The 25,976-nt window shown below is 36.1% G+C and carries 22 protein-coding genes and 1 pseudogene; 11 read left to right on the top strand and 12 right to left on the bottom strand.

Features of this window, described 5'->3' with window-relative positions:
• Window position 1: 1 nt before the first annotated feature.
• Both rpsG and rpsL read right to left on the bottom strand, forming a co-directional pair.
• Window positions 2-478 carry a 30S ribosomal protein S7 gene (gene rpsG, locus WEEVI_RS07055; protein ID WP_013598460.1) on the bottom strand — a complete coding sequence of 159 codons (477 nt, stop codon included), beginning with the start codon at window positions 476-478 and terminating at the stop codon, window positions 2-4.
• A gap of 12 nt (window positions 479-490) precedes the next feature.
• Complete coding sequence (gene rpsL, locus WEEVI_RS07050) at window positions 491-874, bottom strand: 30S ribosomal protein S12 (protein WP_013598459.1); 384 nt, start codon at window positions 872-874, stop codon at window positions 491-493.
• A gap of 248 nt (window positions 875-1,122) precedes the next feature.
• Here rpsL and WEEVI_RS07045 point away from each other — a divergent pair, with 248 nt between their 5' ends.
• From WEEVI_RS07045 to WEEVI_RS07035, 3 genes and pseudogenes are all read left to right on the top strand, one after another.
• The gene (locus WEEVI_RS07045; protein ID WP_013598458.1) at window positions 1,123-3,381 is read left to right on the top strand and encodes an inorganic phosphate transporter; all 2,259 of its coding nucleotides are present in this window, start codon (window positions 1,123-1,125) and stop codon (window positions 3,379-3,381) included.
• Between the two features lie 71 nt (window positions 3,382-3,452).
• A complete protein-coding gene (locus WEEVI_RS07040; RefSeq protein ID WP_013598457.1) occupies window positions 3,453-4,097 on the top strand; it encodes a DUF47 domain-containing protein in 645 nt (214 codons plus the stop codon).
• 44 nt (window positions 4,098-4,141) lie between these two features.
• Window positions 4,142-5,232, top strand: a pseudogene (locus tag WEEVI_RS07035) (inorganic phosphate transporter).
• Between the two features lie 93 nt (window positions 5,233-5,325).
• Here the strand turns inward: WEEVI_RS07035 and WEEVI_RS07030 are convergent.
• A complete protein-coding gene (locus WEEVI_RS07030) occupies window positions 5,326-5,643 on the bottom strand; it encodes a DUF3817 domain-containing protein (protein WP_013598456.1) in 318 nt (105 codons plus the stop codon).
• Window positions 5,644-5,752: 109 nt separating this feature from the next.
• On the opposite strand from WEEVI_RS07030, the gene WEEVI_RS07025 reads away from it, so the two are divergent.
• From WEEVI_RS07025 to WEEVI_RS07015, 3 genes are all read left to right on the top strand, one after another.
• Window positions 5,753-7,399: a BamA/TamA family outer membrane protein gene (locus WEEVI_RS07025; RefSeq protein ID WP_013598455.1), complete on the top strand. Its 1,647-nt coding sequence runs from the start codon at window positions 5,753-5,755 to the stop codon at window positions 7,397-7,399.
• Window positions 7,400-7,480: 81 nt separating this feature from the next.
• Window positions 7,481-8,671, top strand: coding sequence for a C1 family peptidase (locus WEEVI_RS07020; protein ID WP_013598454.1), 1,191 nt, complete (start codon window positions 7,481-7,483; stop codon window positions 8,669-8,671).
• A 198-nt stretch (window positions 8,672-8,869) separates the two neighbouring features.
• Window positions 8,870-9,499, top strand: a complete 630-nt coding sequence (locus WEEVI_RS07015; protein WP_013598453.1) for a hypothetical protein — start codon at window positions 8,870-8,872, stop codon at window positions 9,497-9,499.
• 83 nt (window positions 9,500-9,582) lie between these two features.
• Here the strand turns inward: WEEVI_RS07015 and WEEVI_RS07010 are convergent, their stop codons facing one another.
• The 4 genes from WEEVI_RS07010 to kdsA form a co-directional block, all read right to left on the bottom strand.
• Complete coding sequence (locus WEEVI_RS07010) at window positions 9,583-10,173, bottom strand: adenylate kinase (protein WP_013598452.1); 591 nt, start codon at window positions 10,171-10,173, stop codon at window positions 9,583-9,585.
• A 17-nt stretch (window positions 10,174-10,190) separates the two neighbouring features.
• On the bottom strand, window positions 10,191-10,727 hold the full coding sequence (hpt, locus tag WEEVI_RS07005) for a hypoxanthine phosphoribosyltransferase (RefSeq protein WP_013598451.1): 537 nt from the start codon (window positions 10,725-10,727) through the stop codon (window positions 10,191-10,193).
• Window positions 10,728-10,789: 62 nt separating this feature from the next.
• Entirely contained in the window at window positions 10,790-12,151 is a 1,362-nt protein-coding gene (hemN, locus tag WEEVI_RS07000) for an oxygen-independent coproporphyrinogen III oxidase (RefSeq protein WP_013598450.1), read from the bottom strand.
• A gap of 186 nt (window positions 12,152-12,337) precedes the next feature.
• Window positions 12,338-13,147, bottom strand: a complete 810-nt coding sequence (gene kdsA, locus WEEVI_RS06995) for a 3-deoxy-8-phosphooctulonate synthase (RefSeq protein WP_041942120.1) — start codon at window positions 13,145-13,147, stop codon at window positions 12,338-12,340.
• A 340-nt stretch (window positions 13,148-13,487) separates the two neighbouring features.
• Between kdsA and WEEVI_RS06990 the strand changes: the two genes are divergently transcribed.
• Window positions 13,488-14,606: a glycosyltransferase gene (locus WEEVI_RS06990; protein ID WP_013598448.1), complete on the top strand. Its 1,119-nt coding sequence runs from the start codon at window positions 13,488-13,490 to the stop codon at window positions 14,604-14,606.
• A gap of 17 nt (window positions 14,607-14,623) precedes the next feature.
• Here the strand turns inward: WEEVI_RS06990 and WEEVI_RS06985 are convergent, their stop codons facing one another.
• The 4 genes from WEEVI_RS06985 to rpmH form a co-directional block, all read right to left on the bottom strand.
• Complete coding sequence (locus tag WEEVI_RS06985; RefSeq protein WP_013598447.1) at window positions 14,624-15,445, bottom strand: 2OG-Fe(II) oxygenase; 822 nt, start codon at window positions 15,443-15,445, stop codon at window positions 14,624-14,626.
• 17 nt (window positions 15,446-15,462) lie between these two features.
• Entirely contained in the window at window positions 15,463-16,584 is a 1,122-nt protein-coding gene (locus WEEVI_RS06980; RefSeq protein ID WP_013598446.1) for a hypothetical protein, read from the bottom strand.
• 82 nt (window positions 16,585-16,666) lie between these two features.
• A complete protein-coding gene (locus tag WEEVI_RS06975) occupies window positions 16,667-17,368 on the bottom strand; it encodes a cell division ATP-binding protein FtsE (RefSeq protein ID WP_013598445.1) in 702 nt (233 codons plus the stop codon).
• A gap of 81 nt (window positions 17,369-17,449) precedes the next feature.
• Window positions 17,450-17,605: a 50S ribosomal protein L34 gene (gene rpmH / locus WEEVI_RS11160; protein WP_013598444.1), complete on the bottom strand. Its 156-nt coding sequence runs from the start codon at window positions 17,603-17,605 to the stop codon at window positions 17,450-17,452.
• A gap of 298 nt (window positions 17,606-17,903) precedes the next feature.
• Here rpmH and gyrA point away from each other — a divergent pair, with 298 nt between their 5' ends.
• The gene (gyrA, locus tag WEEVI_RS06970; protein WP_375596890.1) at window positions 17,904-20,492 is read left to right on the top strand and encodes a DNA gyrase subunit A; all 2,589 of its coding nucleotides are present in this window, start codon (window positions 17,904-17,906) and stop codon (window positions 20,490-20,492) included.
• A gap of 15 nt (window positions 20,493-20,507) precedes the next feature.
• On the top strand, window positions 20,508-21,692 hold the full coding sequence (locus tag WEEVI_RS06965) for a tetratricopeptide repeat protein (RefSeq protein ID WP_013598442.1): 1,185 nt from the start codon (window positions 20,508-20,510) through the stop codon (window positions 21,690-21,692).
• 62 nt (window positions 21,693-21,754) lie between these two features.
• Here WEEVI_RS06965 and surE read toward each other — a convergent pair whose 3' ends face one another.
• Window positions 21,755-22,522 (bottom strand): 5'/3'-nucleotidase SurE, encoded by a 768-nt coding sequence (gene surE, locus WEEVI_RS06960; protein WP_013598441.1) that lies wholly within the window; start codon window positions 22,520-22,522, stop codon window positions 21,755-21,757.
• A gap of 204 nt (window positions 22,523-22,726) precedes the next feature.
• On the opposite strand from surE, the gene WEEVI_RS06955 reads away from it, so the two are divergent.
• Both WEEVI_RS06955 and WEEVI_RS06950 read left to right on the top strand, forming a co-directional pair.
• Window positions 22,727-24,808 (top strand): carboxy terminal-processing peptidase, encoded by a 2,082-nt coding sequence (locus tag WEEVI_RS06955; protein ID WP_232013418.1) that lies wholly within the window; start codon window positions 22,727-22,729, stop codon window positions 24,806-24,808.
• A gap of 3 nt (window positions 24,809-24,811) precedes the next feature.
• Window positions 24,812-25,924, top strand: coding sequence for an ABC transporter permease (locus WEEVI_RS06950; protein ID WP_013598439.1), 1,113 nt, complete (start codon window positions 24,812-24,814; stop codon window positions 25,922-25,924).
• Window positions 25,925-25,976 lie beyond the last annotated feature (52 nt).

Here is a 25,976-nt window from a genome sequence, read left to right as displayed (position 1 = left end):
ATTAGAATCTAAAGTGTGAAAATGCTTTGTTAGCTTCAGCCATTTTATGCGTATCTTGACGCTTTTTAAAAGCTGAACCTTCTTCTTTTGCTGCTGCAATAATTTCACCCGCTAATTTTTGGGCCATTGATTTTTCATTACGCTTACGAGAGTAAGAAATTAACCACTTCATAGCAGTCGAAATCTTACGGTCTGGACGTATTTCCATCGGGATTTGGAATGTTGCTCCACCTACACGACGAGAACGAACTTCTACGTGTGGCATTACATTAGACAGCGCGTCTTTCCAAATTTCTAATGCTGATTTCTCTTCATCTTCTTTGCGTTGCTCTACAATATCTAGTGCATCATAGAAAATCTTAAAAGCTACAGATTTCTTACCATCATACATTAGATTGTTCACGAAACGAGTTACTAACTGATCATTAAATTTAGGATCCGGAAGTAAAGGTCTTTTTTTAGCTCTTGTCTTTCTCATTGTTCCTTAAATTTATTTTTTAGCTTCTTTTGGACGTTTCGCTCCATACTTACTTCTACGCTGTGTACGTCCGTTTACTCCAGCAGTATCCAATGCTCCACGTACAATGTGGTAACGAACACCTGGTAAGTCTTTTACTCTTCCTCCTCTCACCAATACTATCGAGTGCTCTTGTAAGTTGTGACCTTCACCACCGATGTACGCATTTACTTCTTTCCCATTGGTTAACCTTACACGAGCTACTTTACGCATAGCCGAGTTTGGTTTCTTTGGGGTAGTCGTATAAACACGCGTACATACTCCGCGACGTTGTGGACATGACTCCAAAGCAGCCGATTTACTCTTCTTGGTTAGAGTTTTTCTACCTTTTCTAACTAATTGTTGAATTGTTGGCATACTAATTAAATATTCCTTTTTATTATTAAAATCCCATTTTTGGGCATGCAAAATTACAAAAAAATATTTCTAAAAAAAATATTTCTTAGTTATTTTACATTGATTATGATATTATTACCGTGCATCTCAACCATATTTTATATTTGATAACCTTCTTTTAACATTCAATAAGAATAAACACCAGAAATTTGTTACCGTTACATTTTATAATACTTACAAAATTAAACACAGTAGATAACACCTAATTTATGGAACAAATTTTTATTATTATTCTGATTACGGTAGTTCTCTTGGCTATACTCGATATTATGGTCGGAGTAAGTAATGACGCCGTAAACTTCTTAAATTCTGCTATCGGATCAAAAGCTGCAAGTTTTAGAACAATCATGATTATTGCTTCTTGTGGTCTTCTCTTCGGAGCAATCTTCTCGAGTGGTATGATGGAAATTGCTCGGAGTGGTATTTTCGTTCCCTCTATGTTCTCCTTTTATGATTTGATGATTATTATGCTCACAGTAATGATTGCCGATGTCATTTTGCTCGATTTGTTCAACTATATCGGCTTCCCTACCTCGACAACCGTTTCGATTATCTTCGAGCTCCTAGGTGCTGCAACTTGTTTGGCTTTTATCAAAGTTCTCAATAGCGATCAAGCTCTATATACAGTACTCGATTATATCAATACCGAGAAAGCTTCGGAGATAGTTGTCAGCATTGTTCTTTCGGTATTCCTTTCGTTTATTGTAGGCTCTTTTGTACAATACGTTACGCGTTTTATTTTCACGTTCAATTCAGAAGCGAGAATCAAACGTTATGGAGGGATTTTGGGAGGAGTTGCTATCACTGCTATATCTTTTTTCATCTTGATAAAAGGTGCTAAAAATTTAACTTTTATTAGTGACAATGCGAAAGACTGGATTGCCCATAATCAGTTATTATTGATCGGAATCAACTTCGTTTTTTGGACCATTGTTTCCCAAATTCTTATTATCTTAAAAATCAACATTCTGCGTATCATTATTTTGATCGGAACCTTTGCTTTGGCTTTGGCTTTCGCCGGAAACGATTTGGTAAACTTTATTGGTGTGCCGATTGCTGCTTTACAATCGTACGATATTTTCCAAGCGTCGGGCGTAACTGATCCACATACTTTTATGATGGGTGACTTGGCAAATAGCGATATTGTAGCGCCAGTTTATTATTTAATAATTGCCGGAGTCATAATGATCATTACTTTATGGACTTCTAAGAAAGCAAAAAATGTTATTCAGACCGAATTGAGTTTGAGTAAACAAGATGAAGGAACCGAAAAATTCAACCCAAATTTTTTATCGCGTGCCATTGTTCGTGCTGTGATTTTGTTAGGAAATGTAGTGGATAAAATCTTACCAAAATCTTTTCAATTACGTGTCGAGAAACGATTCGAAAAACCTCAGAAACAAAAAACATTACAAATAGAAACTACCGACGAAGAAGCTTTTGATATGATTCGTGCTTCGGTAAACCTATTGGTGGCATCAATCCTGATTTCGATTGGTACTTCACTAAAACTACCACTTTCTACAACCTACGTGACCTTTATGGTGGCAATGGGTACTTCTTTTGCAGACCGTGCTTGGGATCGTGATAGTGCTGTTTTCCGTGTTGCAGGAGTTTTCAATGTGATTGGAGGTTGGTTTTTGACCGGTATTTCTGCTTTCATGATAGCAGCCATTATCTCTCTCACCATGTATTATGGCGGAACTGTAGGTGTTATTGGGATGATTATTGTGCTGGGAATTATTCTTTTCCGTTCGCATAAAAGCTATGAGGATAAAAGCAAAGTAAAAGAAGAAGTCTTGGTAAGTTTCACAGGAGAAGATATCGATTCTGTACAAAAGATTTTGGCTAAAAACAAAAAACAAATCGGTAAAGCATTATCAAAAATAGCGGATAATTTCGCCTTATCAGTAAAAGGAATTGACCAAGAGAACCTTGGCTTTCTGAATGAAAACAAAAAGAAAATCAAAAAGTTAATTACATCTATAGAAGATCTAAAGATTAATTTCTACCGAATTCTTCGCAATATGGATCAATCGAATATCAATTCGAGTAAGATTTTCGTTCAGTCTTTTGGGTATATACAGAATATCATCATCAGTATCAATTTCATCAACACTTCTATCCATACCTATATCTATAACAATCATCGACAATTGAAACCTGAGCAAATAGGAGATCTAAAGACAATCAACACGGCATATAAAAAGATGATGTATTACATCTCTAAACGTTTCTTAGAAGATGATTTGAACAATCTAGGTGGCATAGAGCCTCTACGAAAAGATTTTGACGAAGCATTGAATATAGCAATTAGTAACCAAATAGCACGAATCCAGTGTGATAATATCAGTCAGAAAAGTTCTACTTTGTATTTTACCATTCTTACCGAAATAGAATATTCAGCAGACCGTGTAGAAAAATTAGTGAGATTATACAAAGGAATCGACCAGCAAATAAATGATTAATTCTATAGTTTAATTTACATTAATTTAACATTCAAATAGTGATTTTTATGCCTTCAAAAATCACTATTTGAATGTCGATTAATTCATTTTTCAAATTCTTTACACCAAAAGACAAAACCTTTTTTCCGATTTTCGACGATGCATCTGCAAGTCTAATCGAGTTGGCTGAACAATTGCACGAATTAGTAAATGTAGTCCCAGAAGAGCGAGAAGATTATTTAGTAACGATTACTAAATTGGAAACCAAAATAGAAGTGCTTACTCAGAAAACGAATATCGAACTGAGTAGAAATTTCATTACCCCTTTTGATCGTGAAGATATTTACAATCTTATCCGTTCGATAGATTACGTTGCCGATAATTTGAATGGCGCTGCAAACCGCATAAAAATTTATCAGGTAGAAAAAATCACTAAATCTATTTGTAAGTTGACACAAGTAAACTTAGAAGCTTGTCAACTGATAGGAGAAGCGATTTCTGATCTGAAAGAGCTGAGCAATATCCCAAGAATCTATGAGATTTGCGAAAGGATCAATAAATTAGAAAACAAATCTGATCGTATTTTTGATAAAGCGGTAGAAGAAATTTTCGAGAACGAAACCGATCCTAAGAATATCATCAAGTACAAAGAAATGCTTTCTTCTCTAGAATCGGCGACAGACAAATGCAAAAGTGTTGCCAACGTTTTACAAGCTATTGCCGTAAAATATTCTTAAGCTTAACTTAAGTCACAAACTGTATGGAAATTTTCAGTACGGTGATGCATCACATCACAGATATGATGACTTCGAGAGCAGGATTTATCCTTTTGGCGGTGATCATCCTTTCGTTTGTTTTCGACTATATAAACAGTTTCCACGATGCGGCAAACTCAATTGCAACCATTGTCGCAACCAAAGTTCTCTCTCCTTTCAAACCGTTTTATGGGCTGCCGTTTGGATTTTCGCTGCGTATTTTATCTCGCTTTATTATATAGGAGAATTCAAAATAGGGAATACCATTGCCAAATATGTCAGCGAAAATTTTATAACCTTAGAAGTTATCTTAGCCGGAATTATTGCCGCAATTTCATGGAATCTTTTAACCTGGAAATTCGGGATCCCGTCTTCTTCATCACATACCTTGATTGGTGGATTTATTGGCTCTGCCCTCACCCACGCATACATGACAACTGGTTCTTTGGCCGGCGTTGTGGTCTATGCCAAAGTAATACCGATATTTTTATTCATTTTCTTAGCACCTTTCATCGGAATGGTGATTGCAAGTATTCTCACCATCTTGATTATGAATATCTGTCAAAAAGCAAAACCTGCTCGAGCAGAATGGTGGTTCAAGAAACTCCAATTGGTTTCTTCTGCCCTTTTCTCCCTTGGGCATGGAATGAATGACGCTTAAAAAGTAATGGGCATTATCGGTGCAGCCGTAATTTTCTATCACATGAATGTAGATTTCGATCCTGCTTATGTACAAGCTGAAGATAAATTCCAATATTTCGTAGAACATTGGGGATGGGTACCGATTACATCATTTATTGTAATCGCTTGTGGAACAATGGCAGGTGGATGGAAGATCATCAAAACCATGGGATCCAAAATTACCAAAGTAACTCCTTTAGAAGGTGTTGCCTCTGAAACAGCGGGAGCTATCACCCTTTACATCTCAGAACACTTCGGGATTCCGGTTTCTACAACCCATACCATCACTGGTTCTATTATCGGAGTTGGAATGATAAAACGCGTATCAGCGGTTCGTTGGGGTGTAACAATCAGCCTTCTTTGGGCTTGGGTTCTTACAATTCCTATTTCGGCGATTGTTGCTGCAATCATCTATTATATTATTAGCTTATTGTAAAATGTTTCGGTAGGATGAAATACCAAGCCGAAAAAACAACAAAAAAAGACCGAACGATTTCGGTCTATTTTTTTATAACTCGTCTAAAATTCTCTAATTTTCTATCGTTTCTTCTTGAAGTTGATTCTTGTATCGTTTTCCTTCTATTAATCTTTTATCTGCCCAAATCGTACCGCCTGGGATGATTGCCGAAACAAAAAAAATTCCGAAAATCTTCCAGCTCCAATTATACTTTTCTTTCAGAAAATATAAAATCACCACATAGGCAATAAACAAACCTCCGTGAATACGACCAGTATGCGTAACCCAAGTCGGATTATCAAAAATATATTTTATTGGCATTGCAACAAAAAATAATGCTATCGCCGAAATGGCTTCGACAAATCCCACAACCTTAAATAATTTTAACATAGTTTTTTTTATAAATTCGATTAAATATACTTTCTTTCCTCGAGAACAAAACTAATAAATATCGTTCAACTACATACTTTAAATAAACTTAACACGTTTTCTAAACATCATGATTCGATTGTTATCTCTTCTTTGGTTTATTTTTTGCCTCTTTGCGTTCAATTTTCTCTGCGCACAAACACAACAAACCTTTCTGTTTTATGATTTTCAATCATCAGCAGAAAAACCTATTTTCGAGAAAAAGATCGAATCGGGAAAATGGCAATCCACCCTCGATTCTCTTGTAAAAATTGGTTATTACACCTTGCAATTAGACTCTGTAATCGATCAGAAGGTTTATCTGAAACGTGGTAAACTTTATCAAAATATTTGGGTAAAGAATAATGAGTTATTCCAGAACAAAAACGATTATTTCCCTACCAAAAATCTCGATTCGATCATTGCATACTTCAATCAAAAAGAAGTAGACGAAGGACGAATTTTTTCGAGTATAGTGGTAGAAAGTAAAGGATTTGAGAACAATGAGTTGCAGGTAGAATTACACAGAAAGCAAGCAAAAAAACGTACCATTGATGGGGTGAAGTTGGTTGGCTACGAGAAAATGTCGCGAGGATTTATCAAACATCAACTGCAAATTCGAGTAGGAGAGACTTTCCGAGAAGATAAATTAATCACGATCCAAAATGAAATTCGTCAAAACCAATGGATCCGGGAAACCCGCTCACCCAACGTAATGTACCAAGAAGACTCTACCTATATTTACTTGTACACTGAAAAAATAAAAGCAAATATTTTCGATGGGATTATTGGTTTTGGTACAGACGAAGATGGTAAATTTAGGATGAATGGAAACCTTAGCCTCGAACTGAATAACAACTTCAATGCGATGGAACAAATTCGGCTGAATTGGATAGGAACAGCAGCCAAAAATACAACTCTTGATATTCGACTGAAATTCCCTTATCTTTTTGGCAGCAAAATAGGAAGCGAAACCAACTTCAAACTTTTCAAACAAGATAGCGTATTTGTTAACACAAATTTGCAAGAAAGATTTTTTTATCAATTAACTCCACAATCGAATATTGGTGTTAATTTGGGCATACAATCCTCTAACTTTGTTCTCGAAGAATACCCGACGATTGCAACAAATTACGATGATTATCAGAAACTAAATCTAGGTCTAAGCTATGATTATTTTCAAGGAACGGATCAAGCAATTCTAGAAGGTAAACAACGCCTGTATACCGTGGTTAACTCTATCCGAAAGAAAGAAAAAAACCTCGTACACGATGATCAAGCCGAAAACCAAACGAGCAATCAGTACGAAATTGGACTCGAAACCTATCGCCTATTTCGTCTTGGTAAAAAACACTACCTGAAAGGTCGGTTTAACTTTTACGGATTGTTCGACAAAGCGAATCATTTTGCAGAAAATGAACTTTACCGAATCGGTGGTTTTGGTTCTCTCCGAGGTTTTAATGAAGAAAGCATTACCGCAAATCTTTATGCGACGGTTTCTGCCGAATATCGTTTCTTGCCAAATGAAGCTTTTTATATCACACTGTTTAGCGATTACGCAAGTATACAAAATAAACGAATAAACGTACAAACCAATCTTATGAGTTTGGGAACAGGAATTGCTTTTCTGACCAAATTAGGGGTTTTTAATATAAATTATGCAGTTGGCAAAACCGGAAATTTACCTTTTGACTTTAAAGACTCTAAAATCCATTTTGGGATTATCAGTAAATTTTAACTTTTATTTTTTTTCAAAAACTTTTACCATAATGCCCTAAAAAAGCTCTAATTTGCCAAAAATTAATAAAGAATAAACAATATGAAAAAAATTATTCTATCGCTCATAGTTCTTACTTCTACAGTGAGTTTTTCTACACAACTACAAGCACAAGACGACTTAGTCAACTCTCTAAAAAATCATGCAAGTGAGAACAGTAAAGCCTCATTCCAATTCACCGAAATCATCAATTTAGCAAAAATGCCTATCCAGAACCAAGCATCTTCGGGAACTTGCTGGTCGTATTCTGGGAATTCTTTCATCGAATCGGAAATGATTAGAATGGGGAAAAAACCTATCCAATTATCTCAAATATTTACGGCAAGAAACGCCTACATGGATCGTGCAAAACAATATGTTCGTTTGCATGGAGGAATGTCGCTTGGCGAAGGTGGAGTTTTCCATGATGTAATGCGGGTTTATGAACAATACGGTGCCGTACCACAAGAAGTATATTTGGGCTTGAACTATGGAACCAACCATAATCAATTTGCAGAAATGAGTGCAGCAATGGAAGGCTTTCTGAACGGAATTATTAAAAACCCGAACGGGAAATTAACACCAGCTTGGACCGCTGCCTATGCCGGAATTTTAGACGCTTATCTCGGGAAATATCCTGCCAACTTCGAGTACGAAGGCAAACGGTACACACCCAAAACCTTTGCTCAGGAACGCGTCGGAATTCAACCACAAGATTATTTAGCAATTTCATCGTTCAAAGCCTATCCGTATTATCAACAATTTATCCTACCAATACCAGACAATTGGGCTTTGGGTGAATATTGGAATGTTCCACTGAAAGAAATCGTTACGATTATCGATAATGCCCTGAAAAATGGTTTCACGGTAGCTTGGGCTCAAGACGTATCGGAAAAATCTTTTAGTTGGAAAAATGGGATTGCCTATGTGCCGGAAAAAAACTTTGCAGACATGACGGAAACCGAACGCAAAGAAATGTTCAATGGGCCAAAACCAGAACGCACTATCACCGAAGATATGCGCCAAGAAGCATTCGATAATTACGAAACCACAGACGATCACGGAATGCATATTGTTGGCTTGGCCAAAGACCAAAACGGGAAAGAGTATTACATCATCCGCAATTCTTGGGGAACAAGTAACGATTATAAAGGATATATGTACGTAACTAAAGCCTATGTAGAATACAAAACGTTGAATATTTTGGTTCATAAAGATGCAGTACCCAAAGCTATCCGATCGAAACTGAAATAAATTTCGGTCTCCCTTTCTATACTAACCCATACTTATTTGCGTTAGTATAGAAAGCTTGATCAATAACAATCAAAATAAACAGAGAAAACCCATGAAAAATTACGCTATTTTAACGATATTGCACTTTCTTTTTTCGGACTGAATGCTTGTAATAGTGATGATAATGCTGGAGAAAACTCATCGCCGCAAACTAATCTTATGCCTCAAAAATTTACCTATGCGGGCAAAGGTTCTGAGATTTTTATGTACAATAACGATAAAAACATCACGAAATATACCTATAATGTTGGCGACGAATTCTACCAATATTCTTTTACTTACATCAACCAAAAATTGGCCAATGTAATCTATGAAGATCTGAACAATTCTAAGAAAGAATACATTGTTTACTATGAAAGCGAAGGAACCATAAAAATTGAAGAAAAAGTTCACAACGCAGTTATCGAAACCAATTATCTGAAAATTAATAGTGACGGAAGTTTACGTGGTGATCTCGAAGGCAATAGTTTCACTTATTCTAACGGGAATTTATCGCAATGGATCTCTGATGGCACTGTGAAATTATCGTTTGATTATTATACCGATCAGGCTTCGTACTTCAGAAATGTACGCACTCCATCTTGGGTCTTTACTTTCTTTAAATTACACACCTTAGCCAAAAATAAAAATCAGCTAAAATCGTTCGAAGATGAGAAGGGAGCAATTACAAATTTTACCTATAGCGATTATCAAATAGAAAACTTCCCTAGAAATATAGACATCTCGAAATCAAATAGTGACGAAGTTGAAGCCGTGAAAGTAACGTATACACCAACAACAACCCACTAATTCGTGGCAAAACATCACATAAAAGCATAAAAAATACGCCGAGCAAATATGCTCGGCGTATTTTTATAATCTAAGTAGTGAGATTAATCTTCTTTAATCATTGCTTCATTAATGACGGCAATTAACTTTTCGGTGATTTCATCGATATCACCTACCCCATTGATTTCTACCCACTTTCCTTGTGCTTTATAATGCTTAGCAACCTTAGCTGTTTTGGTATAATATTCTGTGATACGATGACGAATTACTTCTTCATTCACATCGTCTGAACGACCACTTGTTTTACCTCTTTCTAGAAGACGTTGTACTAAGACTTCATCATCTACAACCAAAGCTACGGTAACCGTTACTTCTTCATTGAATTTTTCAGCGAGGATTTTGTCCAATGCTACTGCTTGTGAGGTTGTTCGGGGATAACCATCGAAAATATACCCATTCGGGCTTTTTCCTTTATCCAACTCATCGCTGAGCATCTGGGTTGTAATTTCATCCGGCACCAAACTACCTTTGTCCATGTATGCACGAACTTTTTTCCCTAAATCAGTTTCATTTTTTAGGTTATAACGGAATAAATCTCCGGTAGAGATCTGTGGGGTTTGATATTTTTGTTCTAAAAATTTCGCTTGTGTTCCCTTCCCGCTTCCTGGAGGTCCGAACAATACAATGTTTAGCATTTTGAGTTTTATTTTTTTTATGATTTTATTTGATAAATATCTGGAAGGTTTCGACCAAAGCCATCAAAATCCAATCCATAACCAACAACAAATTTATCCGGTATAGATAGACCTACTAAGTCGACAACTAGATCTTTTTTGTAAGCATCTGGTTTAAATAGTAAGGTAGCAATTTTCAGAGATTTAACCTTTTTTTCTGTGAGAATTTTATGCAATTCTACCAAAGTATTTCCGGTGTCGACGATATCTTCTAAAATAATTACATGCCTGCCTTCTACCGAAATAGGAATATCCATCTGGATTTTTACTTTACCGGTTGTCTCTGTGCCTTCGTACGAACTTAGTTTTAGAAAAGAAATTTCGCATTCTCCAGGATAGTGTTTTAGAAAGTCACTCATAAACATTACTACACCATTCAATACACCAACAAATACAGGAACTTCGTCTTTGTATTCATCGTAAATTTTGTTGGCCATATCGATTATAGCATGTTCTATTTCTTCGAATGCTATGTAGGGAATAAATCTCTTCCCGTGTATTTCAATTTCTTTCATAGATGTTATAAGTTCAAATATACTATTTTGAATATTTTAAATAAAATTTATTCTCAATTTAATTAAATCGTCATTGAGAAAATTCTGGTTTCGGGTGCATTTCTCAGCAAATGTAAATCGAATGCCATGCATACATTTCGTACAAACGGACGTCCCTTTTCGTTTACAATCAGTTCGTTTTCTTTTATTTCTATCAAACCATCTTTCACCATATCTTCTAATAAGTATAGCGCTTGAGATAAACCGTCGAATTTTTGCTCTGGATGCTTCCAAGAGGTTTGTAAATTACACATCAAATTCAGGATATGGCGGCGAACAATTAAATCTTCATCGGTAAGGATATGTCCTTTGAAAACGGACAATTCTCCTCTATTAATAGATGCTTCGTATTCTTCTACCGTTTTCTCATTTTGTGCAAAACTATACCAAGAGTCGCTAATGGATGAAACGCCTAAACCAATCATCAGTTTTGTTTTGGATGAAGAGTAGCCCATAAAATTTCTGTGTAGGGTATGATTCTTCATCGATTGATACATCGAATCATGTTCCAATGCAAAGTGATCCATTCCGATTTCGAAATAGCCCATGTCTTCGAACATTTTCTTACCTTCTTCGTACAAAGCTCTTTTCACTTCTGGCGACGGAAGATCTTCATCTTGGAAACCTCGCTGTCCTACCCCCTTTATCCAAGGTACATGTGCATAGCTATAAAAAGAAATCCTGTCCGGATTTAGTTCTCTTGTCAATTGTATGGTTCTGATCATCCCACTCATCGTTTGATGCGGCAAACCGAAAATCAAATCATGAGAAACCGACGTAAATCCTATTTCTCGCGCTTCTTCGGTTGCTTTTTTCACCGCTTCGAAGGATTGCACTCGATTGATGGCTTTTTGCACTTTTGGGTCATAATCTTGTACGCCGTAAGAGATTCTTTTAAAACCTAAATTGTATAAAACTTGCAAATGTTCTTTGGTTGTATTGTTTGGATGACCTTCTAAACTAAACTCGTGACCTTCTGCAATATCGGCATAAACAAAAATTCCGTCGATTAGCTTCTTGAGGTTTTCCGGAGAAAAAAATGTTGGCGTTCCTCCTCCCAAATGAATTTCTTTAATTTTTGGTCTTGATGAAAACAAATCCACATACATTTTCCATTCTTTGAGAACGGTATCTATATAAGGTATTTCTACCGAATGTTGTTTGGTTATTCTCTTGTTGCAAGCACAAAAAGTACAAAGTGATTCGCAAAAAGGTAAATGGATATAAATCGAGATTCCTTCTTCTTCGTTACTCTCATCAAAAGCGCGCTGAAAGGTTTCTACCCAACCGCGCTTACTGAAATTATCATTGTCCCAAAACGGAACGGTAGGATAACTCGTATAACGTGGTCCTGGAATGTTATATTTTCGAATTAAATTATTCATTTTCTTTATTTTATATCTCAACTTTCGTGAAATATTGTCGTATGAATCAGAAAAAATCATGTACCTAGATTTCCTGATTATTCTGTATTATTAAAATAAACCTCAACAAAATAAACCTTATCTATAGAAAACCATGTAGATATTCCTATTATCGGTTAGTTAAAGGTTTTGCCATCGATTAGTGTATTACAAAATTACTTGACGTATTTTCACTAATCTTGTTAATAGTTCTTCTAGTTTATCTAATTGCAACATATTCGCACCATCACTTTTTGCACATTTTGGATCAGGATGCGTTTCTATAAATAAGCCGTCTGCGCCCACAGCAATTCCTGCTTTGGCAATGGTTTCTATCAATTCTGGTTTTCCGCCAGTTACACCAGAAGCTTGATTTGGTTGTTGCAAAGAATGCGTAATGTCTAAAATTACGGGTGCGTAATTCCTCATCACTGGAATACCTCTATAATCAACGACCAAGTCTCCATAACCGAACATCGTACCACGCTCGATAATCGCAACATTTTGGTTGCCTAAATCGGTTACTTTTTGTACTGGGAATAGCATAGATTCGGGCGAAAGAAATTGGCCTTTTTTCAGTGTAACATGTTTCCCAGTTTTTGCAGCAGCAACTACCAAGTCGGTCTGACGAACCAAAAAAGCAGGGATTTGTATTACATCTACATATTGGGCTGCCATTTCTGCATGCCAAGGCTCGTGTATGTCGGTAGTTGTCGGGATATCGAAAGTTTTGCCAACTTTACGAATAATCTCTAATGCTTTTTCGTCTCCAATTCCTGTAAAACTATCAATACGAGAACGATTTGCTTTTTTAAAAGATCCCTTGAAAATATACGGTATCGATAATTTATCGGTCACTTCTACTACCTTTTCAGCAATACGAAGCGCCATCGATTCATCTTCTATTGCACAAGGGCCAGCAATAAGAAAAAAATTCGGAGAATCTTTATGTTTAATCTTTGATAAAGTTGCTATCATAGGTGCAAATTTACGCAAATTTACCGACTTATTTTTTATAAATTTGTCTGTACTTTATCATTCTTATTTATTGTTTGTATGGATTTTGTCTCGAACCTAGAGTTGGCTGATATTTTCGGTTATCTTGCTTCTGTTTTCATTATTTTGGCTTTTTTCTTTTCTAAGATTACCATTATCAGAATTATTAATGCTATTTTGGTTGTGTGTACTTTTTGATTTATGCCGCTATGGTCGAAGCCTGGCCTGTTCTTATCCTAAATGCAATTCTATTTTTTTTTGTACAGGTCTATTAGATTACTTTTAAACTAGGGAAATAACTTTTTTATAAAAACCTTAAATTTTGAAAATTTTATCTGCCGTTTTAAACAACATAGAAACCGATCAACGCCTAGACAAAGTTTGTCGCTCTCTCCTGAAGTTTGGGTATGAAGTAGAACTAATTGGTGCCACACTAAAAGGAAAACCATTACTCGACAAGCCTTATGCAACTCATCTAATCGAAATGAAAAACCAACATTCGATGAGCATGTATGCAGAATTCAACAAAAAACTACTTTTCACCTTACTCAACAAAGTAGATAAAGAGACAATTCTTTTGGCAAATGATTTGGATTCTTTATTGCCTTTCTATTTGGTAAGTAAATGGAAAAATTTACCACTTGTTTTTGATAGTCACGAAATTTTCTCAGAGCTGCCTTCTTTGCACAATCGACCGAAAACTAAAAAAGTCTGGAAAACTCTTGAGCAATTTCTGCTTCCGAAAATAAAAAACTTCTATACCGTAAGTGATAGTTATGCAGCTTTTTTTGCAGAGAACTATCAAGTGTCACCAAAAGTTGTGCGCAATGTTCCGACTAGAATTCGATTAAATCAAAAACAAAATCATATTTTCTTTCCGCTTCCACCAAATCCCACCAATAAAAATGTAATTCTTTACCAAGGTGCAATCAACATGAGTCGGGGGATTGATAAAGTGATTGAAGCTTTTCGTCATCTAGATAATGAACAGTTATGGATTATTGGCGATGGTCCAAAGAAACAAGAATATGAGCAACTTACCCAAAAGCTTCAACTTACTGATAAGGTATTTTTTCTTGGTAGAATAAAACCAGAGTTACTAAAAACCATCACACCTTTGGCCTCGATTGGTCTTAGTATAGAAGAAGATTTTGGTTTGAGTTATCGCTATGCACTTCCCAATAAATTGTTTGATTATATACAGGCGCAAATCCCTATTTTGGGAAGTCCTTTACCCGAAATAAAAAAAATCATCGAGCATTATCAGATAGGTTTATTGATTGAAAATCATACGCCTGAACATTTAGCGAGCAAAATCAAGGAGCTTTTGAACAAAGGCCGAGAGCCTTTTCTCGAACAACTTATGCTAGCTGCTAATGAATTGTGCTGGGAAAATGAAGAGCTGGTTCTAAAGGAAATATTCGAACAAATAAAAGTATAGATTAACCAGACATATGTCTACTCTTCTTCTTTTTTATAAATATGTGGGTTTTCTACGATTCCTTTCTTAAAGATTTTCCGAACACCCATCCGTAGTGCATTATCTACTTGCAACACCTGATCCAAAATCTTCTGATCTGGTCTACCTCTGAAGGAGGTTACATGAAATGAATCGGTTTGGCGCAAAGGTTCTTTAGAAAAATAATAATTAGATACACACTTCCTATAACCATCGTGCCTCACTGGAGAGACCGAATGCAAAGAGTCGTTATGGGTTGCCATTACCGCTAATCGATTGAACCGGCTTACTATTGTTATTGGATCATTTTTCAATCCATTTGGCCACACTTCTAAATTCCCTCCATAGTCTTCTTGCCAACCTGGCGATACATAATACAAGAGATTGAGCACGCGCCATAACTCCCGTTTTGCGTCATGGGAATTATCCAAATGAGGTTGTAAAAATTGGTTTTTCCCCATCATAGATAAACCTCCTGCATACAGTGAACTATCGGGAAAAGGTTGTTTTATTTCGCATATTTCGGCAATCAAATCCACTATACGTTTATCTTGAAAAGCGTATATTATTTCTTCTAATATTGGGTCGTATTCATTCATTTGTACCGCAATATATTTATCTTCTTTTAAGCTTTTCTTCAAAACCATTTTATCTTTGGTCGGGAATTTTTCGTTAATTTGCATAGCCCATTCTTCTGGCAATAAATCATCTACCCAAAAATAACCAATGCTATCTTTTGACTGATCGTATTGTTGTTTGATCGATTTTTTATTTTGTTCGATTTTCTCTACTATCAGATCTGCAAATTCTTTTCTTTTCATCTTGACGGGATTATTCTCTAAAGGTAAGAAAAAATTGAATCTAAAATCTTTTCTGCATTATTCCGATCACTCAAATATGTTTCTAAGGTAAGTCGATAGTCATCTGATGCATCGAACCCTCGATTTCTCAAATCCTCTATTACCTGAAGCAACTCTTCTTTGGTAGTTACTTGCACACACATTTTAGCAATTCGTTTATCATCAATCACATTATGATTAATCACCGAAAAACGACTATTAAACAAAGCGTTGACAACTTTCAGCTTCGTTCCAGATTCCTGAAAAGACCAACTCAGATTGAAATGTGCACGGTGAAATAATTCGATCAAATGCTGAAAATCTCTCAACCGAACAAATCGGATATTAGGTCGATTACCTATTTGTTTTTTCACCCAATCTTCCTTTATACTCGAGGCAATCCACAACGGATAATCGGTTTGAGAAAAAACATCTATCAAAAAAGTTACTGCCGCACGATTATCGGCCGCTCGCAAGTCACCATGATACAAAGCAAATTCACCAAAACCTTTCAGATTAGAAAATTTCTCATTCCCATGGAAAACAGGCACAAAGGTTCCTTTGTTATAAGTTTTTTTGATATAATTTTGTTCGAAATTCGATAATGTAAACACCTCATCAAATTGCCCTAGAATCGCTTCGTATCGAATAAACTTTTTCGATTCTTGATGAAATAATTGTTTTTTGATTGGATTGGTTTCTGTTCTAGACAAACCGTCGAAATAATTTTGTTCGATATTATGTAAACGCAAAAACTTGGGATAGTCTTCTAGACCAGGAAAACGTAAAACGTCTGTAGTTTTCATGCTTTCGAAAAAAATCGGAGCTTTGATTGACAAAAGGTTTTCTAATAAACATTTTCCATTTCTCGAAGCAACCGAAAAAGGCTCTTTCCGAAAGAAATATTTCGGGTATTGTTTAATAGGATAATAAAATACTTTTTCGGCATACTGAGCCAACTCTTTTGGTAGTTTTTTATCAAAACCAAAAACATGTAAATAAATTTTCACACCCAAATCATAAAAGCTTTTCAGCTTAAAAAAAACATCAATTACTCCGCCATAATTTGGCGGGTAAGGTTTATCCATACTTACAAAATGCAAGGTTATATCACGGTACATGATTTGTGTTTTAGTGTACAAAAAAAGAGTCTACACAAATGTAAACTCTTTCTATAAATATTGATGGTGATTTTATTTTATTTTAATTGACATCTAGCATTTCGGGTGTCAATTCTATTACTCTTCCATTTTCGCACTTCAACATTCTCGATGGGTGTTTACGAATTATATCATAGTCATGTGTAGCCATCAGCACAGCACAATTGTTCTGCTTAGATACCGACAAGAGAAGATTCATAATCTCGTTCGATGTTTCTGGATCCAAATTTCCTGTTGGCTCATCAGCCAAAATGAGCGAGGGTGAATTGAGCAAAGCACGCGCAATAGCAACCCTTTGTTGCTCACCTCCTGAAAGGCGGAAAGGCATCATTTTTTTCTTAGACAACATCCCTACACTATCCAAGACAAAATCGATACGATCTTTTATTTGTTGAGAATTTTTCCAGCCGGTTGCTCGTAAGACAAAAGTAAGATTTTGTTCGACACTTCGATCAGTAAGTAACTGAAAGTCCTGAAACACTATCCCTAAATGTCGTCGTAAATCTGGTATTTTACTAATTTTCAGTTTTTTCAGATCATATCCTACAACAGAAGCATTCCCAGACTCCAATGGCAAATCACCATAAAGAACCTTCAAAAGACTACTTTTACCGCTTCCAGTTTTACCGATAAGATAGACGAATTCACCTTCTTGCAACCTTACATTTACTCCACTAAGCACCAAATGATTACGCTGATAAACTGATGCATTTTCGATTTCTATTACATTCGTTATTTCTGACATTCTTCTTCTTTGATAAACAAATATAAACAAAAAAAGCTTGAAAGATTATCTCTCAAGCTTTAAAATTATTAATAGAAGCTATTATCGTTTAGCTCTAACTTCGCTAATCGTCAATGCTTTTCTGCCTTTTTTTCTACGATTTGCTAATACTCTACGACCGTTTTTAGTCGACATACGCTCACGAAAACCGTGTTTGTTTCTTCTCTTTCTGTTACTTGGTTGAAATGTTCTTTTCATCTTTTCAAAGTTTGGGATCCATTACTCGAATGGGGTTGCAAATATACTTTTATTTTCTAATACTATGATAAAAAATTAGAAATTTTCTTCATTTTTAATCGCTAAGCCTTACAGGAAGCTATATTGTAAAGCTTTTTTCGCCATATCTAGAAAATTTCATCTGCAAAATTAGACATTTTTTATCATTAACCAACAAAAAGATTGTTTTATTTTATTAATAAACTCTGAAGTTTCCAAAAATCTTCTTCCCTAAATCCCATAAAAAATTTGTAAATTAGCACCCTTATAATATATGAATATGACTGAAGGAGAAAAACTAATTCCTATCAATATTGAAGAAGAAATGAAGTCTGCCTACATCGACTACTCGATGTCGGTTATTGTTTCTCGTGCTCTACCAGATGTACGCGATGGTTTGAAACCCGTTCACCGAAGAGTATTATTCGGAATGTATGAATTAGGCGTATTTTCTAATCGTGCGTATAAAAAATCTGCTCGTATCGTTGGAGAAGTTTTAGGTAAATTTCACCCACATGGGGACACCTCTGTGTACGATACTATGGTACGTATGGCCCAACCATGGTCGTTGCGCTATCTTTTGGTAGATGGTCAAGGGAATTTTGGTTCGGTAGATGGTGACCAACCTGCTGCAATGCGTTATACAGAAGCGCGATTACAAAAAATATCCGATGAGTTATTGGCTGATATCGACAAAGAAACAGTTGATTTTAAGCTTAATTTCGATGATACCATTTATGAACCCACAGTTCTTCCTACTAGAATTCCTACACTTTTGGTGAATGGAGCTTCTGGGATTGCTGTCGGGATGGCAACCAATATGGCACCCCATAACCTAGGCGAAGTCATCGATGGAACCGTTGCCTATATCGATAATCGAGACATTTCGATTGATGAATTGAGCAAACATATTACTGCGCCAGATTTTCCGACCGGTGGAATTATTTATGGTTATGATGGAGTGAAACAAGCCTTCGAAACGGGGCGTGGTCGAGTAGTAATGCGAGCGAAAGCAAATTTTGAAGAAGTTCATGGGCGCGACTGTATCATTGTTACAGAAATACCGTACCAGGTAAACAAGGCAGATATGATTGCGAAAACAGCTGACCTGATAAAAGATGGTAAACTGGATGGTATTGCTGAGATTCGTGATGAATCGGACAGACAAGGAATGCGCATTGTATATGTTCTAAAAATGGATGCTATACCAAACGTTGTTCTCAACCAGTTATACAAATTCACCCAACTACAATCATCATTTAGCATCAATAATATTGCATTGGTCAATGGTCGTCCTGAACAATTGAACCTAAAAGACATGATTCGTCATTTTGTAGATCATCGTCATGAGGTAGTGGTACGAAGAACTGAATTCGAACTAAGAAAAGCCCAAGAAAGAGCACATATCTTAGAAGGATACATGAAGGTCATCGGCACACAAGATGACTTAGACCGAGCAATTAAAATAATCCGTGAAAGCGAAACGCCAGAAATTGCTCGAGAGAGTTTGATGACTGCTTTTGATCTATCAGAAATTCAGGCTCGTGCTATTCTCGAGTTGCGTCTGCGTACGTTGACTGGTCTAGAGATAGACAAAATCCGTGCAGAGTATGAAGAAATCATGAAAACCATCGAATACTTGAAAAATATTTTAAGTGACGAGGATTTACGTTTCAGCATTATCAAAGAAGAATTAGAAGAAATTAAGAGAAAATATGCCGACGAAAGAAGATCAGAAATTGACTATTCTGGTGGTGACCTTAATATAGAAGACCTTATCCCGGATGATAATGTTGTTCTGACGATTTCTCATTTAGGCTATATAAAACGTACTCCACTAACCGAGTACAAAAAACAATCACGCGGAGGAGTTGGTAACCGAGCAGCAACTACCCGTGATGAAGATTTCTTAGAATACATAGTGGTAGCAACCAACCATCAATACATGTTATTCTTTACCGAAAAAGGAAAATGTTTCTGGCTGCGAGTTTTCGAAATTCCAGAAGGCTCAAAAACATCAAAAGGAAGAGCTATCCAGAACCTAATCAATATCGAACCTGATGACAAAGTAAAAGCCTACATACTCACCCATGATTTGATGGATGAAGAATATGTTAACAATAACTATGTAATCATGGTTACGAAAAATGGCATTATCAAGAAAACTAGTCTAGAAGCATATTCTCGCCCACGCATCAACGGTATCAATGCAATTACGATACGAGAAGACGACACCTTGTTAGAAGCCTTATTGACCGATGGTAAATCCCAAATCATGATTGCTACTAAATACGGAAAAGCAATCCGCTTCGAAGACGAAAAAGTTCGACCAATGGGAAGAACCGCTTCGGGCGTTCGAGGAATCAATTTAGGAGACGACAAAGACAATGAAGTTATAGGAATGATTGTCGTATCGGACATGGAAAACGAAACCGTTTTAGTTGTTTCTGAAAAAGGTTACGGTAAGCGTACATCTATAGAAGACTATCGCGAAACCAATCGTGGAGGAAAAGGAGTTACCACCCTCAACATTACCGAAAAAACAGGAAAACTAATCGCTATAGAATCGGTGACAGATGATAATGATTTGATGATTATCAACAAGTCGGGTGTAGCAATCAGAACCGGATTGAGTGAAATCCGCGTAATGGGTAGAGCAACACAAGGAGTGAAATTGATTAATCTGAAAAAGAACGATGAAATCGCAGCAATTGCTAAGGTAGAAGTCGACGAAGACGTAGAAGAAGAAAATGAAGAAAGCCAAACTCAAGAACAAAGTGGTACAATGATTGAAGGAGATAATCAAAATAACAAAAACACAACAATCTCTTCGGAAGAAAATAATAACGAAAACCCTACCGAAGAGTAACAAAAAGTCTTATTTATGAAGAAAATAATTTTAAGTTTGAGTTTTGTTTGTTTAATGGGAAGCTTCTCATTTGCACAAGATTTGAATACAGAACCTGCGAAACTTGCAGAAAAAGTCTACAATGACGCAAAAAAAAATTTAGCCCTCAAAGACATTTCTGCAGCAGCCAAAAACTTGGCAGAACTTAGCAAATACGAAAACGGAAAAGTATTTATTGTACGAAACAAAGACACCAAAAAAGACGAGTATTATTATTCACAAGCCGAAGTTGATGCTGCAGTAGCAAAAGGAAATTACGGAAAAATAAAATCGCAAGACCTCACACAAAAGTATGGAATTTTGATTAATTCTGAGGTTTCTACATTAGCAAACGAAACTTTGAAAAGTGCAAACGAAGCCTTAAAAAACAAAGATTATAAAAAAGCAGCACCACAATTTATCGATGTGTATAATCTTACTAAAGCTTTGGGCGTATCGGATGATTTATACAAATACCAAGCAGCCATTTCGTATTACAATGCAGACGATTATGCCAATTCATTAGCCTTGGTAAAAGAATTAATTGCTGTTAATTTCACTGGAATTTCTGATGTACAGCCTAAAGACCTTAACCGCGACTTATATATTTTAGGTCTGAACAATCTTTACCGTACCAAAACAACCGATCCTCTATTAGATGAAGCACTTAGCAAATATAGTTCGGATGCGGATATTACGAATTTAGCCACAGCGATTTATCAACAAAGCGGGAATACTTCTCAGTTGACGTCTCAGCTAGAGCAAAATGTAAAAAACAACCCAAAAGATGTTTCGGCACTTTATAATTTAGGGACGTTATATTTACAAGATAATCAAATAGAAAAAGCCAAAGAAACCCTAAAACAAGCACTAGCTGTAAATCCTAATCATTTAGAATCTAATATCAACATGGCTTTGGCTATTTTATCGAACGAAAAAGAATACGTAGATAAAATCAATAATAATTTAGGCACGAGCAAAACTCAACGTGCAGTATACGAAGAGTACACGAAAAAACGCAAAGATGCTTATAACGAAGCCTTACCTTATTTAGTGAAAGCTCATGAATTGGATAAAAACAATCTACAATTCATTAAATATTTAATTTCTGCTTACAAAGCAACAGGTAATACAGCGAAAGAAGATGAATTTAGAGCTTTGGAACAAAGTCTTGCTAAATAAATAAATTAATATCAATAAAAAAGGAGCGTTAATAGCTCCTTTTTTTATTCTACCATACAATATTATAAGTCCCAGTTTTTGAGTTCCATTAAAACATGATGTGCTGTCAAATCATATCGAACCGGAACAACCGAAATATAACCTTGTGATAAAGCAAACTCATCGGTATCTTCTCCTTTGTCTAAATTCTTAAACTCACCTGTCATCCAATAATACGTTCTACCTCGTGGATCTTCACGTTTATCAAACTCCTCTATCCATTTGGCATCGGCTTGTCGACAAACTTTTATACCTTTCAGTTCTTCTTTTGGCAGTTTCGGGATATTTACATTGAGCACTACACCTTTTGGCAAACCATTATTCAGGACTTGTTTTATTATTTTTTGGATATACTCTCGAGCCGCCTCGAAATCGGCATTGTAAGAAAAATCCTGTAAAGAAAAACCAATCGCTGGAATCCCCTCTATCCCCGCTTCTACAGCTGCCGACATCGTACCAGAATAAATTACATTGATTGATGAATTGGATCCATGATTAATCCCTGAAACACATAAATCTGGTCGACGAGGTAAAATATTACTTACCGCCAATTTAACACAATCCACAGGCGTACCAGAACAAGAGAATTCTTTGCGTGTGTCATCCTCGATCAAAACCTCCTCAGTTTGAATGATTGAATGAATAGTAACTGCATGCCCCATACCACTTTGCGGACTATCTGGCGCAACTACATAAATATCACCAAACTCCTTGGTCATATCAATCAATGCACGAATCCCAGGAGCTGTAATCCCATCATCATTAGTAACTAAAATTAAAGGTCTTTTCATTGTCTATTTTTTATGTTTACTACAAATGTAAAGATTTGAGTTGATATTTATTTTTTTGGTTCTATATTTGAGTATTGAAAATATTATTAAATTATAACCCAAACTGAATTATAAGTGTTTAAAAATTTTATGTTAATAAAAAAGACCTCTATACTACTTGCCTTTTTTTCTATGTGTTTCTTAGCTTTTTGCTTTTGCAAACCCTTGGTAAGTGATAAAGAAAATGAAGAAAATTATAAAAAAATTATTCGAAACACGCGGACAACATTAAAATATCTGCATTATAAACCAGCAAACATAAACGATAATTTTTCTGAAAAAGTTTTCTACAAATATTTAGAATACATCGATCCAGGAAAACGTTTTTTGTTAGATTCTGACTTTCAGAGTTTCAAAAAAGATATTCACAAACAAGACGATTTCTTCAACAACGAAGATCTCACTTTCTATTTCGCAACTGTAGATACGCTCTACAAAAGAATAGAAGAAGTAGAAAAATATACACAAGAATTGCTCGAAAAACCAATGGATTTCACCAAAAAAGAAAATTTTGCCTTGGACCCTAAAACCATTGGTTATGCAAAAACTCATACAGAACTGAAAGACCGATGGCGTCAATATTTAAAATACAACGTAATGCTCGAAATCATTTCGATGCAAGATGATTTGGATGAAATCAAAAAAGCAAAAAAAGATTCGATTACCCAAAAAAATAATGATCCTTTGGCCGACGATTCTCCAGCCTCTAAAATCACCAAAGAAACGCCGTTTAGCGAAGTCGAAAAAATTGCACGTAACCAAGTAAAAGATATTATATCTGATTATTTCAGACGAATCAAAAAACGTAAGCGAGAAGCCTATTTCACTATGTACATGAATAGCTTCACCGAACAATATGATCCGCACACTGCGTATTATTCACCGACCGATAAAGAAGATTTCGACATTCTAATGTCTGGACAATTAGAAGGAATCGGTGCAAAATTACAAGATAAAAAAGGCTATGCAACCATTGCAGAATTGGTTGTAGGTGGGCCAGCCTGGAAAGATGGACGACTACAAGTTGGCGATCAAATTATGCGCGTTGCTCAAGGTAAAAAAGGGGAAGCTGTAAATATTGTTGGGATGTTACTCGACGAAGCAATCCGCCTAATTCGTGGTAAAAAAGGAACCGAAGTTATCCTAACAGTAAAGAAAAAAGACGGCTCTCAACAAATTATTAACCTTGTGCGCGATGTGATCGAATACGACGAAACTTTCGCACGATCTGCTGTCATTACAGACGAAAAAGGAGATAAATACGGAATTATTTATCTGCCAGAATTTTATACCAGCATGAATGGCAACAAAGGCCGCGACCCATCGGATGATATATTGGCAGAAATCAATGAACTGAAAAAAGAAGACATCAAAGGACTTATTTTCGACGTCCGTAACAACGGTGGTGGCTCACTTGAAGAAGTAATCGAAATTGCCGGATTGTTTATTAAAAGCGGGCCGATTGTTCAGGTAAAAAGAAGTGATGGGATGATGAAAATTCACGAAGACAAAGACCCTTCGATTGCTTATGACGGTCCGCTGGTTGTGATGGTAAATGAGCTCTCTGCATCGGCCTCGGAAATTTTGGCCGCTGCCATGCAAGACTATGGTCGTGCAGTAGTTGTTGGTAGTCCACAGACTTTTGGGAAAGGCACGGTACAAACTATTTTCCCGGTAGATCAACAAAATCGTACAGATGAATTAGGAGCGATTAAACTAACAATCCAAAAATTTTATCGCGTTAACGGAGGCTCTACCCAACTACGTGGCGTAAATTCTGACATCGCAATGGTCGATCAACTTACCTATAGCGAGATCAGTGAAGGGTCTAAAAAAGAAGCTTTACCATGGGATCAGATTGCTGCTCTCAATGTAGAAAAATGGAAACCGACAATCAACTTACAAATGATTATCGAAAAAAGTAAAGCTCGTCTTGCAAACAATCAGAACCTGAAGTTAATCGACGAAAGTGCTAAACTTATGAAATCGTTAGACAACACCAAAACTATACCTCTAAATATAGAAGAATACAGAAAATTCAGAGAACAACGAGAAAAATCAATCGAACGTTTTGATGTTTTAGACAAATACAAAAACAATTTAACTTTCTCGAATACTGCTCGCGAACAAGCATTGACTAAAAACGACACAGTGTTGAAAACTCGACGAGAAAACTGGCACAAAGGTTTACAAAAAGATCTTTATGTAGAAGAGTCGATTAATGTTTTACGCGATTTAAGAAAATAAAGAATGGAGAACAATCAAGGTTCTTTTACAGCGACAACAATCAGAAAACTAAGAAAGAATCCTCTCGGGATTCTTTCTTTTGCTGTTATAGCAGTAGCTGCTTTGGTTACTGTTTTCGCTTATTTTATTGCAACAGACAAAACTAAAAATGCCAATCGTCAGGATCTTACTATTGCCTACGCACCGATGGGATACCAACAATTGACCCTCGAAATTCCGCTCGAAAACTATACGAAATCCTACTCTATTCACGATTTGTTTTTCGGGAAAGAAATCGATTCGGAACAAATTAGCATTGTGAGTTATTCGATCGACAAGCAAAAAGTTACGTATATTCCTTTTCTTGGCGAGGGTTTACAAGGCGAAAAAGTAGAAATTCCACTCGACATTTGGACACATCACCACATACCGATAAACGAAATAGAAAAAAAATATATTTTCCAGAAAACTTATTTTCTGGGTACCGATAGTTACGGACGAGACTTCTTTTCGCGTTTGGTAATTGGTACAAGAATTTCTTTTCTAATTGGCTTTGTTGCTGTTTTCATTTCCTTAGTTGTCGGGATAAGTTTAGGCGCACTTGCAGGTTATTATCGTGGTTGGTTAGACAACCTCATCATGTGGCTCATCAATGTCGTTTGGTCGATTCCAACGCTTTTATTGGTCATCGCAATTACTTTAGCAATTGGGAAAGGTTTTTGGCAAATTTTTATTGCGGTAGGATTGACCATGTGGGTAGAAGTTGCCCGTGTTGTGCGTGGACAGTTTATATCTTTTAGAGAAAAAGAGTTTGTAGAAGCTGCTCGTGCTCTAGGTTTTTCAGATTACCGAATTATTTTTCATCAGATTCTCCCCAATGTCATTGCTCCCGTTATTGTGATTTCGGCCGCTAATTTTGCATCGGCTATTTTGGTCGAAAGTGGCTTGAGCTTCTTGGGTATTGGCGCACAACCGCCAACGCCATCTTGGGGTAATATCATCAAAGAACATTATAGCCACATAATTCTTGGCAAACAACATTTAGCGATTCTACCAGGTTTAGCCATTATGTTTTTGGTTTTAGGCTTCAATATTTTCGGGAATGTTTTACGTGACGTAATGGACATTAAGGATTAAAAAAATCCACTTGAAAATATTGAAATCTATTCTTTAAAGCCTTAGATTAAAA

This window comes from Weeksella virosa DSM 16922 (genome assembly GCF_000189415.1).
Taxonomy (GTDB): domain Bacteria; phylum Bacteroidota; class Bacteroidia; order Flavobacteriales; family Weeksellaceae; genus Weeksella; species Weeksella virosa.
This window is presented reverse-complemented; position numbering and strand designations above follow the sequence as displayed.

Excerpts from the sequence above, each read along its gene's own strand:
- rpsG (WP_013598460.1), bottom strand. The coding sequence starts at position 478 with ATGAGAAAGACAAGAGCTAAAAAAAGACCTTTACTTCCGGATCCTAAA.
- rpsL (WP_013598459.1), bottom strand. The coding sequence starts at position 874 with ATGCCAACAATTCAACAATTAGTTAGAAAAGGTAGAAAAACTCTAACC.
- WEEVI_RS07045 (WP_013598458.1), top strand. The coding sequence starts at position 1,123 with ATGGAACAAATTTTTATTATTATTCTGATTACGGTAGTTCTCTTGGCT.
- WEEVI_RS07040 (WP_013598457.1), top strand. The coding sequence starts at position 3,453 with ATGTCGATTAATTCATTTTTCAAATTCTTTACACCAAAAGACAAAACC.
- WEEVI_RS07030 (WP_013598456.1), bottom strand. The coding sequence starts at position 5,643 with ATGTTAAAATTATTTAAGGTTGTGGGATTTGTCGAAGCCATTTCGGCG.
- WEEVI_RS07025 (WP_013598455.1), top strand. The coding sequence starts at position 5,753 with ATGATTCGATTGTTATCTCTTCTTTGGTTTATTTTTTGCCTCTTTGCG.
- WEEVI_RS07020 (WP_013598454.1), top strand. The coding sequence starts at position 7,481 with ATGAAAAAAATTATTCTATCGCTCATAGTTCTTACTTCTACAGTGAGT.
- WEEVI_RS07015 (WP_013598453.1), top strand. The coding sequence starts at position 8,870 with ATGCCTCAAAAATTTACCTATGCGGGCAAAGGTTCTGAGATTTTTATG.
- WEEVI_RS07010 (WP_013598452.1), bottom strand. The coding sequence starts at position 10,173 with ATGCTAAACATTGTATTGTTCGGACCTCCAGGAAGCGGGAAGGGAACA.
- hpt (WP_013598451.1), bottom strand. The coding sequence starts at position 10,727 with ATGAAAGAAATTGAAATACACGGGAAGAGATTTATTCCCTACATAGCA.
- hemN (WP_013598450.1), bottom strand. The coding sequence starts at position 12,151 with ATGAATAATTTAATTCGAAAATATAACATTCCAGGACCACGTTATACG.
- kdsA (WP_041942120.1), bottom strand. The coding sequence starts at position 13,147 with ATGATAGCAACTTTATCAAAGATTAAACATAAAGATTCTCCGAATTTT.
- WEEVI_RS06985 (WP_013598447.1), bottom strand. The coding sequence starts at position 15,445 with ATGAAAAGAAAAGAATTTGCAGATCTGATAGTAGAGAAAATCGAACAA.
- WEEVI_RS06980 (WP_013598446.1), bottom strand. The coding sequence starts at position 16,584 with ATGTACCGTGATATAACCTTGCATTTTGTAAGTATGGATAAACCTTAC.
- WEEVI_RS06975 (WP_013598445.1), bottom strand. The coding sequence starts at position 17,368 with ATGTCAGAAATAACGAATGTAATAGAAATCGAAAATGCATCAGTTTAT.
- rpmH (WP_013598444.1), bottom strand. The coding sequence starts at position 17,605 with ATGAAAAGAACATTTCAACCAAGTAACAGAAAGAGAAGAAACAAACAC.
- gyrA (WP_375596890.1), top strand. The coding sequence starts at position 17,904 with ATGACTGAAGGAGAAAAACTAATTCCTATCAATATTGAAGAAGAAATG.
- WEEVI_RS06965 (WP_013598442.1), top strand. The coding sequence starts at position 20,508 with ATGAAGAAAATAATTTTAAGTTTGAGTTTTGTTTGTTTAATGGGAAGC.
- surE (WP_013598441.1), bottom strand. The coding sequence starts at position 22,522 with ATGAAAAGACCTTTAATTTTAGTTACTAATGATGATGGGATTACAGCT.
- WEEVI_RS06950 (WP_013598439.1), top strand. The coding sequence starts at position 24,812 with ATGGAGAACAATCAAGGTTCTTTTACAGCGACAACAATCAGAAAACTA.